At 63.0% G+C, this 14,565-nt stretch carries 15 protein-coding genes; 5 read left to right on the top strand and 10 right to left on the bottom strand.

The window, feature by feature from the left end; all coding sequences use genetic code 11:
• Window positions 1-29 precede the first annotated feature (29 nt).
• From hutU to AC2YI2_RS06265, 5 genes are all read left to right on the top strand, one after another.
• Window positions 30-1,703 carry a urocanate hydratase gene (gene hutU / locus AC2YI2_RS06285; protein WP_487385585.1) on the top strand — a complete coding sequence of 558 codons (1,674 nt, stop codon included), beginning with the start codon at window positions 30-32 and terminating at the stop codon, window positions 1,701-1,703.
• Between the two features lie 2 nt (window positions 1,704-1,705).
• Window positions 1,706-2,272 (top strand): HutD/Ves family protein, encoded by a 567-nt coding sequence (locus AC2YI2_RS06280; RefSeq protein ID WP_487385584.1) that lies wholly within the window; start codon window positions 1,706-1,708, stop codon window positions 2,270-2,272.
• A gap of 206 nt (window positions 2,273-2,478) precedes the next feature.
• Entirely contained in the window at window positions 2,479-3,351 is an 873-nt protein-coding gene (locus AC2YI2_RS06275) for a DMT family transporter (RefSeq protein ID WP_487385583.1), read from the top strand.
• A 48-nt stretch (window positions 3,352-3,399) separates the two neighbouring features.
• Complete coding sequence (locus AC2YI2_RS06270) at window positions 3,400-4,062, top strand: sulfite oxidase-like oxidoreductase (protein ID WP_487385582.1); 663 nt, start codon at window positions 3,400-3,402, stop codon at window positions 4,060-4,062.
• Between the two features lie 8 nt (window positions 4,063-4,070).
• Window positions 4,071-4,631, top strand: coding sequence for a histidine phosphatase family protein (locus tag AC2YI2_RS06265; protein WP_487385581.1), 561 nt, complete (start codon window positions 4,071-4,073; stop codon window positions 4,629-4,631).
• Here AC2YI2_RS06265 and AC2YI2_RS06260 read toward each other — a convergent pair.
• The 10 genes from AC2YI2_RS06260 to AC2YI2_RS06215 form a co-directional block, all read right to left on the bottom strand.
• A complete protein-coding gene (locus AC2YI2_RS06260; RefSeq protein ID WP_487385580.1) occupies window positions 4,614-5,180 on the bottom strand; it encodes a gluconokinase in 567 nt (188 codons plus the stop codon). The two genes, AC2YI2_RS06265 and AC2YI2_RS06260, sit on opposite strands and share 18 nt — an antisense overlap.
• A gap of 5 nt (window positions 5,181-5,185) precedes the next feature.
• The gene (locus tag AC2YI2_RS06255; RefSeq protein WP_487385579.1) at window positions 5,186-6,178 is read right to left on the bottom strand and encodes an ABC transporter permease; all 993 of its coding nucleotides are present in this window, start codon (window positions 6,176-6,178) and stop codon (window positions 5,186-5,188) included.
• The gene (locus tag AC2YI2_RS06250; RefSeq protein ID WP_487385578.1) at window positions 6,175-7,155 is read right to left on the bottom strand and encodes an ABC transporter permease; all 981 of its coding nucleotides are present in this window, start codon (window positions 7,153-7,155) and stop codon (window positions 6,175-6,177) included. The genes AC2YI2_RS06255 and AC2YI2_RS06250 overlap by 4 nt, the downstream gene beginning before the upstream one ends.
• Entirely contained in the window at window positions 7,152-8,696 is a 1,545-nt protein-coding gene (locus AC2YI2_RS06245) for a sugar ABC transporter ATP-binding protein (protein ID WP_487385577.1), read from the bottom strand. Before AC2YI2_RS06245 ends, AC2YI2_RS06250 begins: the two co-directional genes overlap by 4 nt.
• 68 nt (window positions 8,697-8,764) lie before the next feature.
• Window positions 8,765-9,889 carry a sugar ABC transporter substrate-binding protein gene (locus tag AC2YI2_RS06240; protein WP_487385576.1) on the bottom strand — a complete coding sequence of 375 codons (1,125 nt, stop codon included), beginning with the start codon at window positions 9,887-9,889 and terminating at the stop codon, window positions 8,765-8,767.
• Between the two features lie 207 nt (window positions 9,890-10,096).
• Window positions 10,097-11,158, bottom strand: coding sequence for an HTH-type transcriptional regulator GntR (gene gntR / locus AC2YI2_RS06235; RefSeq protein ID WP_487385575.1), 1,062 nt, complete (start codon window positions 11,156-11,158; stop codon window positions 10,097-10,099).
• A 115-nt stretch (window positions 11,159-11,273) separates the two neighbouring features.
• A complete protein-coding gene (locus tag AC2YI2_RS06230) occupies window positions 11,274-11,849 on the bottom strand; it encodes a DUF1349 domain-containing protein (protein ID WP_487385574.1) in 576 nt (191 codons plus the stop codon).
• Between the two features lie 2 nt (window positions 11,850-11,851).
• Window positions 11,852-12,634, bottom strand: coding sequence for an enoyl-CoA hydratase (locus tag AC2YI2_RS06225; protein ID WP_487385573.1), 783 nt, complete (start codon window positions 12,632-12,634; stop codon window positions 11,852-11,854).
• On the bottom strand, window positions 12,631-13,509 hold the full coding sequence (gene mmsB / locus AC2YI2_RS06220; protein WP_487385572.1) for a 3-hydroxyisobutyrate dehydrogenase: 879 nt from the start codon (window positions 13,507-13,509) through the stop codon (window positions 12,631-12,633). Before mmsB ends, AC2YI2_RS06225 begins: the two co-directional genes overlap by 4 nt.
• A complete protein-coding gene (locus tag AC2YI2_RS06215) occupies window positions 13,506-14,558 on the bottom strand; it encodes an enoyl-CoA hydratase/isomerase family protein (protein ID WP_487385571.1) in 1,053 nt (350 codons plus the stop codon). The genes mmsB and AC2YI2_RS06215 overlap by 4 nt, the downstream gene beginning before the upstream one ends.
• Window positions 14,559-14,565 lie beyond the last annotated feature (7 nt).

The raw sequence follows: 14,565 nt of genomic DNA, 5'->3' as shown, positions 1-14,565 counted from the left end.
AATTGTTGCTATTCGCAGGAGCCAATCCAATGAACAATCCGCGCCACAATATCCGCGACGTCAGAGCCCCCCGCGGCAATACGCTGAACGCCAAATACTGGACCACCGAAGCGCCGCTCCGGATGCTGATGAACAATCTCGACCGCGAAGTGGCCGAGAATCCGAACGAGCTTGTCGTCTATGGCGGCATCGGCCGCGCCGCCCGCACCTGGGAGGATTTCGACCGCATCGTCGCCTCCCTCAAGGATCTGAACGAGGACGAGACACTACTTGTCCAATCCGGCAAGCCGGTCGGCATCTTCCGGACGCACAAGGATGCGCCGCGCGTGCTGATCGCCAATTCCAACCTCGTGCCGCACTGGGCGACCTGGGATCACTTCAACGAACTCGACAAGAAGGGCCTTGCGATGTACGGCCAGATGACGGCCGGGTCATGGATCTATATCGGCACGCAGGGCATCGTGCAGGGCACCTACGAGACCTTCGTCGAAGCCGGCCGCCAGCATTACGATGGCAGTCTCACGGGCAAGTGGATCCTCACCGGCGGCCTCGGCGGCATGGGCGGGGCGCAACCGCTCGCCGCCGTGATGGCCGGCGCCTGCTGCCTCGCCATCGAATGCAATCCTGATTCCATCGATTTCCGGCTGCGCACCCGTTATGTCGACGAGAAGGCCGAGACGCTTGACGAAGCGCTGGCGCTGATCGACAAGTGGACCAAGGCCGGAGAAGCCAAGTCCGTCGGCCTGCTCGGCAATGCCGCGGAAATCCTGCCCGAAATGGTCCGCCGCGGCATCCGCCCCGACATGGTCACCGACCAGACATCGGCGCATGACCCGATCAACGGCTATCTCCCCGCCGGCTGGACCATGGCCGAATGGCGCGAGAAGCGCGAGAGCGATCCCAAGGCCGTTGAAAAGGCCGCCCGCGCCTCGATGAAGATCCATGTCCAGGCGATGCTGGATTTCTGGAACGCCGGCGTGCCGACCCTCGACTATGGCAACAACATCCGCCAGGTCGCCAAGGACGAGGGCCTGGAAAATGCCTTCGATTTCCCCGGCTTCGTCCCGGCCTACATACGTCCGCTGTTCTGCCGCGGCATCGGCCCGTTCCGCTGGGCGGCGTTGTCGGGCGATCCGGCGGACATCTACAAGACCGACCAGAAGGTCAAGGAACTGACGCCCGGCAATACCCACCTGCACAATTGGCTCGACATGGCACGCGAACGCATCGCCTTCCAGGGCCTGCCGGCGCGCATCTGCTGGGTCGGATTGGGCGACCGCCACCGCCTCGGCCTCGCCTTCAACGAGATGGTCAAGAGCGGCGAACTCTCCGCCCCGCTCGTCATCGGCCGCGACCACCTCGATTCCGGCTCGGTCGCCTCGCCCAACCGCGAGACTGAAGCGATGAAGGACGGGTCGGACGCCGTTTCCGACTGGCCGCTGCTCAACGCATTGCTCAACACCGCTTCGGGCGCGACCTGGGTGTCGCTGCATCACGGCGGCGGCGTCGGCATGGGCTTCTCCCAGCATTCCGGCATGGTGGTCTGCGTCGACGGCACCGATGATGCTGCCAGCCGCATCGAGCGCGTGTTGTGGAACGACCCGGCCACCGGCGTCATGCGCCATGCAGACGCTGGCTACGAGATCGCCATCGATTGCGCCAAGGAAAAGGGCCTGCGCCTGCCAGGCATTCTCGGGAACTGAGAATGCGGATTCTTCGGGCCGCAGATCACAAGCGCATGCCGTGGAAGAACGGCGGCGGGGAGACGACGGAAATTGCCGTCTTCCCCGAAGATGCCGGCCTGTCGGATTTCGACTGGCGCGTCTCCATGGCCCGCGTTGATGGTGACGGCCCCTTCTCGAGTTTTCCCGGGATCGACAGGACGCTGGCGATCCTCCAGGGCGCCGGCATCGTGCTCTCGGTCGAGGGCGGGGAACCGGTGCGGCTGACGCTCGATTCCGAGCCGCATGCCTTTCCGGCCGATATTGCGACATCGGCGCAACTGATCGCCGGTACCGTGATCGACTTCAATGTCATGAGCCGGCGCGGAAAGATCAGGCACATGGTGGATCGGCTCAAGAGCAGGTATCTTTCCCCCGCCGGCCTTGCACGGCTTGTTCATTGCGCCGGCGGCTCCGTCGCGATCAACAGCGCAGGAGTGCAGGAAATGCTGGGGCCGCAAGACGCGGCGGTGCTGCTGCCGGATGAAGCCGCCGACCTGGCACCCGGCCCCGGCGGTGAATTCTACCTGGTCGAGTTTCGACCGGTCTGATCGGCCCTCATGCTGCTGCCGCGCCGGCCCGCTCGTTATCGTGACCGCAACAACCCATCCGGCCGCTGAAGGCGAAGCCGTGCCGGAATGTCCTCGACCGCGGGCGCAAACCATGGCGCGCGGGGCTTGCGCATCGATATTGCTGCGGCGCAAAATCGAACGCTTGTACAAGAACGATTCGATGGGCACGCCCATCCGGCGCGGCCATGAAATCTCAGCAAAGCGGCTACATCTTCGCCATATCAGCTTTCGTCGTCTTTGCCTCGCAGGATGCGATCTCGAAGCATCTCGCCGAGTTCTATCACCCGGTCATGATCACCTTCATTCGCTTCTGGCCGTTTGCGATCTTCGCCCTCTTTCTCGCAGCGCGAGCGCCTGGCGGGATAAGGGGCGCGCTCCGGAGCAAGCATCCGGTGTTGCAGGTGATCCGTGGGCTGTTGCTCGTGTCGCAGATCGCGACGGCGATGGCCGCCTTCGCTGAGGCCGGCCTCGTCAAGTCCCAGGCGATCTTTGCCTCCTCCCCGCTTCTCCTGGCGATCCTCGCCGTCCCTTTGCTCGGCGAGAAGGTCGGATGGCGGCGCGTGCTGGCCATCCTCGCCGGCCTCGTCGGCGTGCTCTTCATCCTGAGCCCGACGGATGGTGGCTTCGATCACACACTGATTCTGCCCATCACCAACGCCGTGCAGATGGCGTTCTACTCGGTCTGCACCCGCATTGTCGGCCGCGACGAGCAGGCCAGCACCAGCTTCTTCTATCTTGGCGTCGTCGGCTGCTTCGCCTCCACCTGCGTCGGGCCATTCTACCTGACGCCGGTCGCGGCACCTGACTGGTTCTGGTTCGCCGTCGTCAGCGTGACCAGCATCGCCAGCCACTATTTCCTGATCATGGCCTACAAGCGGCTCGATGCGATCCAGATCCAGCCGATCAGCTATTTCCAGCTCGTCTGGGCTTCTATTCTCGGCGTCGTGATCTTCAGCGAGACCCTGCACTGGAACGTGCTGCTCGGATCGGCAATTGTCGTCAGCGCCGGCCTCTTCACCATCTGGCGCGAAGCCGTGCGACGGCGGCAGACGGGTTGACAGTGCCCGCCCCGGAATGTCCAATCTCGCGACCTCTAGGAGACGCCCATGAGCGAAGACCAGATCCCCGCCGACAGCAAGCTCACCACCTCCAAGCGCCGCTGGGCCGCCGAAGGGAAATTCCTGACAGGCAAGATGTCCCGCGCTGGGGAAGATCGCCTGCCACCGGGACAGCACCTCGTCAAGAACTGGCCGGTTCTGGATTTGGGCGTCCAGCCGCAGATCCGGCTCGACACGTGGCGGCTGGAACTGCGCGGCCTTGTCGAGAACCAGCTGACGCTCTCCTGGAAATCCTTCCTCGCGCTCGACCAGAGCCGCAAGGTCAGCGACATTCATTGCGTGACCACCTGGTCGCGCTACGACAATGAATGGCAGGGCGTCTCGACGCGCGACCTGCTCGATGAGGGGATGCCGAAGCCGGAAGCCACCCATGTGCTGCTGTCGAGCTATGACGGCTACGAGACCAACCTGCCGCTGATGGATTTTGCGGCCGACGACGCGATCCTCGCGACCCATTGGGAGGGCGAACCGATCACGGCCGAACACGGCGGTCCGATGCGGCTTGTCGTGCCGCATCTCTATTTCTGGAAGAGCGCCAAGTGGCTGCGTCGCATCGAGTTCCTTAACGCCGATCAGGCGGGCTTCTGGGAGCGCAACGGTTATCACATGTATGGCGACCCCTGGACCGAACAGCGCTATTCGGACGATTAGAGCCCTTCATGCCCGCCCGCATCACCCTTCTCTGCCACGGTCGATCAACGGCTCGTCCCTCGGCATTCGCAGCCGACGAGCCGCTGGCCGAAGGCGAGGCCCAGCACATTGCATCACTCGCTTCCGCGCTGACCGGCATTGCCCAGGTTCTGTCATCGCCCGCCAAGGTCGCTCGGCAGACGGCCGATGCACTCTCGCCTACTTCAATCATCGACGTTGCGCTCGCTGACCTTAATCTCGGGCGTTGGCGCGGCCGTGCGCTCAGCGACGTGGAAGCCTCCGAACCCGAGGCGCTTGCGACCTGGATGGCTGACACCGATTTCGCCGGTCATGGCGGCGAGAGCCGCTCGGCGCTCGTGCAACGGGTTTCGTCATGGCTGGAAGAGAGACGCTCTACCGAGGGCTACACCTTTGCAGTGACGCATCCCTTCGTCATCCAGGCTGCGATGCTGGCAATCCTCGGCGCACCGGCTTCCGCCTTCCGCAACATCGACGTGCCGCCGCTCCAGGCGCTCGATATCCGCAGCGACGGCCGCCGTTGGGCGATCCGGTCATTCGGCAGACTTTAGCCGCTCGATGGCGAGAAACTCGGTGACCGCCGCGACGATTTCGTCGATCGGCCGCTCCGCACTGATGGAAAAGGCATTCTCGTCTGCGGCCGGTGGCTCGAGAATCGCGAACTGGTTATCGACCAGGCTTGCAGGCATGAAATGGCCGCGACGACCTGCCACCCGCCTGAATGCCTCTTCCCGGCTGATGGCGAGATGAACGAAAACGACGGAGGGCTCGGAGCGCCTGAGCCGGTCGCGATAGATGCGCTTGAGCGCGCTACATGCCGCGACCGCCCCCTCGTCGCCGAGAATCGCGGCGCGGATGGACTGCCCGACCGCATCGAGCCAACCGGCCCGAAGCTCATCCGTCAGCGGCTCGCCGCGCGACATGCGCGCGACGTTTTCGGGCGGATGCAGACGGTCACCCTCAATGTAGCGGACGCCGATGGCAGCGGCCAGTGCCATTCCGACGGCCGTCTTGCCGCAGCCGGCGACGCCCATCACCACAACAGCAGGCTTTCCATTCCGGCCACCGTTTCGGCGGCTGGATCGGGTGTCAGCTCCCATGTCGATCACCGGCTCGTAGGCGTGCGGCCATAGAGCAGCAGCATGGCGACGATGACGACGCCGTAGATGATCTGGCGGCCCGCTTCGGGCATCTGCATGACCGAGAGGATCGATTGCAGCAGCGTGATCAGGATCACGCCGGCGACGGTGCCGAGATAGGAGCCGCGACCGCCGAGGATCGACGTACCGCCCAGCACGACCGCCGCGATCGACGGCAGCAAGTAGGCATCGCCCATCGACTGCGCCGCCTTCGAGGCATAGCCGGCAACGAGCACACCCGAAAAGGCCGCGAGCCCGCCCGAGATGACGAAGGCGATCATCACGATACGGCGCGTATCGACGCCGGAGAGATAGGCGGCCCGCTCGCTGTTGCCGATACCGTAGACGGACCGCCCGTAGGATGTCCGGCCATAGAGAAATACCATGATCGCGCTCACTGCCGCCCAGACGAGGATCGCATTCGGGACGCCGGGAATGATCGCCCCTGTCGCCAGCCAGCGCATGGCAGGTGTGGCCGAATCCTGGGGCGAGAAGCCGCCGGTATAGAGCACCATAAGTCCCTGGGCGACGACATTCGTCGCCAGCGTGATGATCATCGACGGGATGCGGAGATAGGCGACGCCGAAGCCGTTGATCAGGCCGAACAGCGCACCACAGAAGATGCCAACGGGAATGGCGAGCACATGGCCCATGGCGCCGAAACCCGCCGCCGCGCAGGCCATCATCGCCCCCATGGTCATCACCCACGGCACCGAGAGGTCGATATGGCCGAGCAGGATGACAAGCATCATGCCGGCTGCGACGACGCCGAGAAAGGCCGCGACCTTCAACTGTTGCAGCAGATAGTCCGGCGACAGGAAGTTGCTCGAATAGAGGCTGCCGATGACCAGCAGCAGGATGATGCAGCCGAACGCGGTCGCGACGGCCGGATCGACGCGGCGGAGAAACGAGGGAACGCGGGTCTGGCTGGCCATTCTGATGTCGCTGATCTCGGTCATTGGAACCATTCCAGGCGATTGCGGACCCTGAAGAGCGCGACCGCGCCAATGCTGACCGCGAGCAGTAGCACGACGCCCTGAAGGAGCGGCTGCCACAGCGGATCGACGTCGAAGACGAAGAGCATATCACCGGTCGTGCGAGCCGCGAAGGCGCCGAAGATCGCGCCGATCGCGCTGCCCCGGCCGCCGAAAAGGGACACGCCACCGAGCACCACGGCCGCGATCGACCACAGCGTATAGCCCGAGCCGCTCTGATAAGCAGCGTCGCCGGTATAGGTGAAGAAGGTGAGGAACAGTCCGCCCATGCCGGCGAAGAAGCCGCCCAGCACATAGGCGGCGAACTTGCCCCGCTTGATCGGCACACCGGACATGTAGGCGGCCGCCTCCGATGAACCCGCGGCGTAGGCCGCGCGACCAAGCACGGATTTTCGGAACGGTATCCAGACCAGCAGGACCACCGCTAACAGCAGCAGCAGGCTGGATGGAAAGACGCCAAACAACCGGCCGGTTAGCGCGTCGGCAAGGGTCTCGTTGACGCCACCGCCGGGGAACGGCCGGAGAGTGAGGGCGATGCCGAAATAGATCGCACCGGTCGAAATCGTTGCAACGATCGGCTGCAGGCGACCATAGATGACCAACAAACCATTAATCGCTCCGCAGGCAGAACCCGCGAGCAGAACGCCGACGATCCCGAGCGCAGTCATGCCGACCGATCCGACCACGATGTAGGACGCAATGCAGTTGGTGAGGATGAAGATCATGCCAACAGAGAGATCGATACCGGCGGTAAGCACCACAAGCGCCTGCGCCATCGCCACGAAGGCGAGCAGCACACCCTTGTTTGCCGCGGTCTGCGCCACATTGGCGGTCAGGCCCGCCGGATGATTGGCAATATAGACGATGAACATTGCGAGGAAGATCGCGAGCCCGAGAAGCGTGCCGCGCTGCTCGTTCAGCCAGTAGCGCCATTCACTCATTCCGCGGCCTCCCTCGCGTCTTCGACATTGAGAGCGCTGGCGATCAGCGCATGCTCGTTCAGCCCCTCACCCTCGAGTTCCTTCACCACGCTTCCGTCATAGAGCACCAGCACGCGGTCGCAGCAGCCGATCAACTCGTCGTAGTCGGTCGAATAGAAAACGATAGCGGCACCCGCATCGGCGAGCCGCCGAAGCAATTGGTAGATCTCCTGCTTCGTGCCGACGTCGATGCCGCGCGTCGGGTCGTTGAGCAGGATGATCCGCGGGTGGCGCATCAGCCATTTGGCAATCACCACCTTCTGCTGGTTGCCACCCGACAGCGAGCCGACCGAAATGTCGATACCTGCCGTCTTGATCGCCAGCAGCTTGACCATCTCGTCAATGCGCTCTTCCTCGAGCGGGCGGTCGATGATGCCGGCGTTGGAAAGATGGTCCAGACTGGCGAAGGAGAGGTTTTCCCGCACCGTCATTGGCAGCATCAAGCCTTCAGTCTTTCGATCCTCAGGGATCAGCGCCATGCCGACACCCGATGCCCTTGCTACCGACGGGCTCGAGAGAGACACCGCCTTGCCGTCGACGAGCACCGAACCTGTCGTACCTCGCAGGACACCGAAGAGCGCGAGCAACAGCTCTCTCTGTCCCTGGCCGTCGAGACCACCAAGGCCAATGACCTCACCCTTGCCGACCGCGAAGGAAATGTCCTTGAGTCGCTCCGTCCAGCCGAGATTGCGGCATTCGAGCACCGGCGTCGACTGCGCGTCGCGCGCCGGCTTTGGCGGGAAGACGCTGTGGTACTCGCGGCCGATCATCATCTCGATGACCTCGTTGTCGCTCTTTGTCCCGGCCTCATAGCTGGCGACCTTATGGCCGTTGCGAAACACCGTGCATTCGTCGGCCAGTTCGGCGATCTCGTGCATGCGGTGGGAAATATAGAGGATCGCCAGCCCCTCCGCCTTGAGGCGCTTGAGCACCTCGAAGACGCGGGTCACGTCGCTCGCCGTCAGCGCCGATGTCGCCTCGTCGAGGATCAGGATGCGCGGACGGCCGACAAGCGCCTTGGCGATCTCGACCATCTGCCGACGCGACAGCGGCAGGTCGCGCACCATCGCGCGCGGATGGATATCCTCGGCCCCTGCCCGCGCCAGCGCCTCTTCGGCGATCCTCCGTTGGGCGGCACTATCGATCAGGCCGAAGCGCTTCGGCGGATTGGCGATCAGGATATTATCGGCGACGCTCAAATCGGGGATAAGCGAGAGTTCCTGAAAAACACAAGAGATGCCATGCTTCGCTGCATCGGCCGGCGAGCGGAAAGAAACCTCGGCGCCGTCGATCAGCATGCGCCCCTCATCGGGCGCGACGACGCCGGTCATGATCTTGATCAGGGTGGATTTGCCGGCGCCGTTCTCACCCAAGATGGCGTGGACCCGGCCCGGCTTCACGAAGAGTTCGGCATTTTCCAGGGCACGCACGCCGCCATAGCGCTTTGAAATGCCGCCCATCTGGAAGAACGGCATCGCCGCATTCGACTCTGGGTCTGTCATCGAATTCCCCGGATCTCAGGCTGATGGCATGCCGCGCCGATGGCGCGGCATGCCCCTACACACAATGACTACTGGTCCGCCTGCGTCTGGCCCATGATTTCCTGCGCCGAAAAATTGATGCCACAGGTCGGGAAGGAATTGCCGACGAAGAAATTGTCGGACTGATCCGGATAGAAGTCCGTTCCTTCCTTGAAGTTCGGATCCTCGACGATGGCCAGAGGCAGTTTCACCGACTGTGGCACAACCTGGCCTTCAAGAGCGGCAATCGCCGTCTTGATCGCCACAGCGACCTGAGCCGGGCCGGTGCCCGCCGACGAGCACTTCAAGCCATCGCCCGCATGCTTGGCGCAGAACTTGCGGAAGCCGTTCTCGGTCTCGCCGCCGAACGGCACGAACTTGTGCCCAGCGTCGATCATGGCCTGAACCACGCCCGTGTCACCGCCCTGTGCCGTGATGCCGTCGAAGGCCTTGTGGACGGCAATCGCGTCGGCGGTCGCCTTCTGCGCCGTCGGGTCGTCCCACTTGCCCAACACCTCCACGACTTCCCACTTCTTGCCGGTCGCGTCGAAGGTTTCATGGATACCGTTGTGGCGGTCGGTATCGACGGAGGTCCCGGGCACGCCGCGCACCTCGAGGATCTTGCCGCCGTCGGGCAGATGCTTGGCCAGCCAGTTGGCCCAGAGAATGCCAAGGCCCTTCTGGTCGACATTGACGTTGATCGCATCCTGCGTGTCGAGAATGTTATCGAAAGCGACGAGGATGACGCCGGCTTCCTTGGCGCGCTTGATGACCGGACCGAAGGCGGTAGGGTTCTGGGCATTGACGACGATCGCATCATAGCCGGAGTCGATGAAGTTGTTGATCGCCGAGATTTGCGCCGGCACGTCTTCGCCGGTCGAGACGACCTTGAATTCCTTGAGCTTTGCGGCCACGTCAGGCTGCGCCGCATAGGCCTTGGCGGTCTGGATCATCTGGATGCGCCAGGTATTGGCGATATAGCCGTTGGCTAGCGCAATGCGATACGGGCCATCCTTCTTCGGGAACTTGAAGAACTTGGTGTCTGCTGACCATGGCGAAAAGCATTCGGGCTCAGCCGCCGGGCCGCTGACAATTTCCGGGTCCGCAGCAGCGGTCGAACACATAAGTGCGAGTGTACCAGCGGCCAGGATGCCGCTGACGAAAGCTCTGAACATTGAATTCCTCCCAATGGTTGCCTTGGCAAAATCCCGCGCGGAAGCCGCGCATGGCGACGCCTGCGGCGTCAATGACCACCCGACCTGCATCCGATCTCACGAAATCCATGACGCCCTGAAGGCTCCTCCCGACAAGCGTCATGCTGAAGATGGTAGCGCTACCAAATTTGCTTGTAAAGAGTATCTGATATTCGATGCGGATGTTTTTTATAGATTAAAAAAAGCAGTGCTTTCGCGGATTTTGAGCTCAAACCCAAGATCGAACACGCGTTCGTCCGCAATCTCGCCGGCAATTTCTGCCAAAGCCATGGTCACTGCGCGGCGACCTATTTCGTAGCGGGGCGTGCGCAGCGACGTAATCGACGGATAGGCAGCAGCCATCATTTCGTGGTCGTTGAACCCTGCAATCCCCACCCTGCCCGGCACATCGATTGCCTCGCGATGGCAGGCGAAAAGCACGCCGAGTGCCAGGTCGTCATTGTTGCAGACGACGCCATCGAGATCGGAAGCCCGGCTGAGCGCTTCGGCAAAGAGCTCCGAGCCCATTGTCACGCTCGAGGGTTTGAGCGTCGTCGTTACCAGCCGCTCGTCAAACAGACCTGCCTCGGCCATTGCCGACGAATAGCCTGCGAGACGCCGCTTGGATCGCGGGTCCATCCGCGCGCCGAGAAAGGCAATACGCTTGCGGCCCGTCTCGATCAGATGCCGCGCTACGGCCTTGCCGCCGTCGAAGTGCGAGAAACCGATCATCAGGTCGACCGGGTCGTCGCCGACCTCCATGATCTGGATAACCGGACAGCCGGCATTGTCGAGCAAGCGTCGAGCGCCTGGAGACTGATCAATACCGGAGACGATCAGGGCCGAGGGATGCTGGCCGAGGAAGACCGTGAGCAGCCGCTCCTCTTCCTCGGCCGAATAATGCGTATTGCCGAACTGGATCTGCATATGCGACCCGCCCAGCCCGTCATGGATCCCGCGTACGACATCGGCGAAAACGTTGTTGGTCATCGAAGGGATCAGCACGCCAATCACATCCGAACGCACCGAGGCAAGCGCCCGCGCATTCGGGTTGAGCACATAGCCAAGCGTCTTGACCGCCGCATCGATGCGCTCGCGGAGTTCAGACGAAACCCGCGACGGCTCGCGCAGCGCCCGCGACACAGTGATCGAACCGACGCCCGCGAGGTCGGCGACATCCGACAGCGTCGGGCGGCCGCTCGCCCGGCGCGATTTCGCCTTGGGTCTCCTGCTGTCCGCTTCCGATGCCATTGCCCCGCCCATCTCTCCGACATCGACAAGACGTCCGGATGATCTCGGGACTACATATCGTTCGAGTATCGCCTGCGTCAATCACGTCCGGCAACGTTACAGATAACCGCGAATCTCAGTCGTCGTGCAGCTTGCGCGGGATCGGCGGGCCGACCCGTATATCCCGGAAACCGGCCTGAAAGCCCTTCCGCTCGGGCGAACAGGCCGTAATGCCCACCCTCGCGTCATCCGATGGAAAGGGGCAGAGGCGCGCCATCTGCCACTTGCCATCGCCGAGATGGAACTGCACGCGCACCGCATCATCGTGGCGGGTGATGCGGACAAAAACCGCCGTATCCGCAGACACTTGATGAAGCGGGATGACGGACCAGTCGGAGACGCCGCGGGTGACGACGACGCTGAAATGCATGAGTCCGTCGGTATATTCGATGCCGGCCTTGATCCAATGCTTCTCATCGATCCGGAGCATCATTCCGGCCTGATCATAGAGCTCGCTGAAAGCGCCCTTGAAGGACGCACTGGCAGAGAAATCACCGGAAACCGGGGTCAGCCAAGCATGGCCGCTGTCCCGCACGAAGCCGTAAAACGTCTCGCGCCAGAAGTCCGTCCTGTCGCCGGTCGTCAGCGTCAGATGGGTGGCGTCGCCCTCCCAGGTCTCCGGTTCATTGAGCCAGCGAAAATCCGGCGCCATCCCTATCTTCCCTTGAATTTTGCCGGGCGCTTTTCGACGAAAGCCGCCATGCCTTCCTTCTGGTCTTCGGTGGCGAAGAGGGCGTGGAAGACGCGGCGCTCGAACAGCAGCCCTTCCCTCAGTGAAACTTCGTCCGCACGATCAACCGCCTCACGCGCTGCAACGGTCGCCGCCTTGCCATAGGACGCAATCGTCTTTGCTGCCTTCATGGCTTCGTCGATGAGCTGGTCGTTCTCGAAGACCCGGGCGACAAGGCCACTGCGCTCGGCCTCTTCGGCATCCATCATCCGGCCGGTCAGGATCATGTCCATCGCCTTGGCCCGGCCGATCAGCCGCGTCAGCCGCTGCGAGCCGCCCATGCCGGGGATCACGCCGAGCTTGATCTCGGGCTGGCCGAACTTGGCCGACTTGGACGCATAAATGATGTCGCACATCATCGCGAGTTCGCAGCCGCCACCGAGCGCGAAGCCCGAAACAGCCGCGATCTTCGGCGTCCTGAGCCGATAGAACTCCTCCCACCCGGCGAAGAAATCCTCATGGAACATCTCCATATAGGACTTGCTCGACATCTCCTTGATGTCGGCGCCTGCGGCGAAGGCTTTCTCGGTACCAGCAAGCACGATACAGCCCACCTCGGGGTCGCGATCGAGCGGCTTCAAGGCATCGGCCAAGTCCTGCATCACCTTGGAACTCAGCGCATTGAGCACCTCCGGACGATTCATCCGGACGAGCACCACGCGGCCATCCCGGGTTATGTTCAATGGCTCGTTTTGGGGTTCGCTCACGGCTGGTCTCCACGCTTCATTTCGGTCAGTCGCGGCAGCACGGCGGAGAAATCCTTGCCACGGCCACCATGCTCGACAAACGCCTGATAGAACGCCGCCGCCGCCGCGCCAAGGGGGGTCGCGGCGTTGGCGGCCTCGGCGGCAGCCTGGCTGAGCATCAGGTCCTTCAGCATAAGCTCGGCAGCAAAGCCGGGCTTGTAATCATTGTCAGATGGGCTCTTCGGACCGACGCCGGGCGCCGGGCAATAATTGTTGAGCGACCAGCAATATCCAGACGAGGTGGAAACCACGTCAAACATCTTCTGCCGGTCGAGGCCGAGCCGGTCAGCGAGCGCAAAGGCCTCGCAAACGCCGATCATCGATATGCCGAGGATCATGTTGTTGCAGATCTTGGCCGACTGGCCGGTGCCTGCACCGCCGCAATGCACGGCCTTCTGGCCCATGATGTCGAACAGCGGCGCAGCGCGCTCGAAGGCGGCGTCCTCGCCACCGACCATGAAGGTGAGCGTACCGGCCGCCGCACCGGCGACGCCGCCCGAGACCGGCGCGTCCAGGCTTGCGAGTCCGGCATTGCGCGCCTTGGCATGGGCATAGAGGGCACTTTCGACATCGACGGTCGAGCAATCGATATAGAGTGCATTCTTCCCGCCGTAGCCAACGATCTCGTCATAGACGTCGCGCAGGACCTTGCCGTTCGGCAGCATGGTGATGACCACGTCCTGTCCATCAGCCGCCTGGCGCGCAGTCGCTGCTCTCGCCACACCCTCGGCCGTCGCGCCGACGGGATCGTAGCCGGCGACATCATGGCCAGCCTTGGCCAGATTGGCGGCCATCGGCCCGCCCATATTGCCCAGTCCGAAAAAGCCGATCTTCATGGCCGATCCTCCCAGTTCGTGAGATTGAGGTCACCGCCCTCCGCCTCGCTCTGCATCAAGGTAACGAGCTCAGGCGGAACCGCGGCGATGGCCTGATGCCGCCAGACCGGGTTGCGGTCCTTGTCGATGACGATTGCGCGGATGCCCTCAAGGAAATCGCCGCGTTCGAGCACGCGCGAGACGAAGCGATATTCATTGCGCAGCGCCGTCTCGATCGACGTCGCCCCGCGGACCGCTGAGAAGATCATCAGAGCCGAAAGCGGCGAACCCTTCTCGATGGCGTCGAGCGACTTGAGCGCCCATTCCGAACCGTCAGCACGCAGCCGGTCGAGGATGTCAGGCAGCGTCGGGGCAGAAAAGATTCTGTCGACATCCTTCTGCTGTGCCGCAAGCGTCGACGGCGGCGGTGCCTCGGAAAAATGATCGAGCGCGGCGATATCGCCGGCCTCCACCAGTGCTGCTTTGAGATCCTGCAACCGCCGGCGGTGGACATAAAGGTCGGCGAAACCGGCATAGATCGCGTCCTCGCCCTTCATCCGCGTGCCGGTCAGGCCGAGATATTCGCCCATATGGCCCGGCGCACGCCTGAGCAGCCAGGAGCCGCCGACATCCGTCACCAGACCCACCGCGCATTCCGGCATGGCGATCATGGAGTTGTCGGTCACGATGCGATGCGAGCCATGAGCGGAAATGCCGACACCCCCACCCATGACGATGCCGTCCATGATGGCAACATAGGGCTTGGAATAGCGTGATATCAGGGCATTCAGCCGGTACTCGTCGCGCCAGAAGCGGTTCGGCGTTGCGATGTCGCCCGACTTGCCGTGCCGGTAGACGAAAGCGAGGTCGCCCCCGGCACTGAAGGCTTTCTCGCCTTCGGCATCGATGAGCACGAGATTGATGCTGCTGTCGGTCTCCCACGCCAGCAGCGCCTCCGTCATCATATCGACGATGAGCTGGTTGACCGCGTTCAGCGCCTGCGGCCGAGTCAGCGTGATCCGCCCGACCCGGTCCTCGACGCGCACATGAAGATCGTGTCTCGCTTCCATTCCGCCC

The organism is Rhizobium sp. SRI_017, from assembly GCF_057586295.1.
This window is presented reverse-complemented; position numbering and strand designations above follow the sequence as displayed.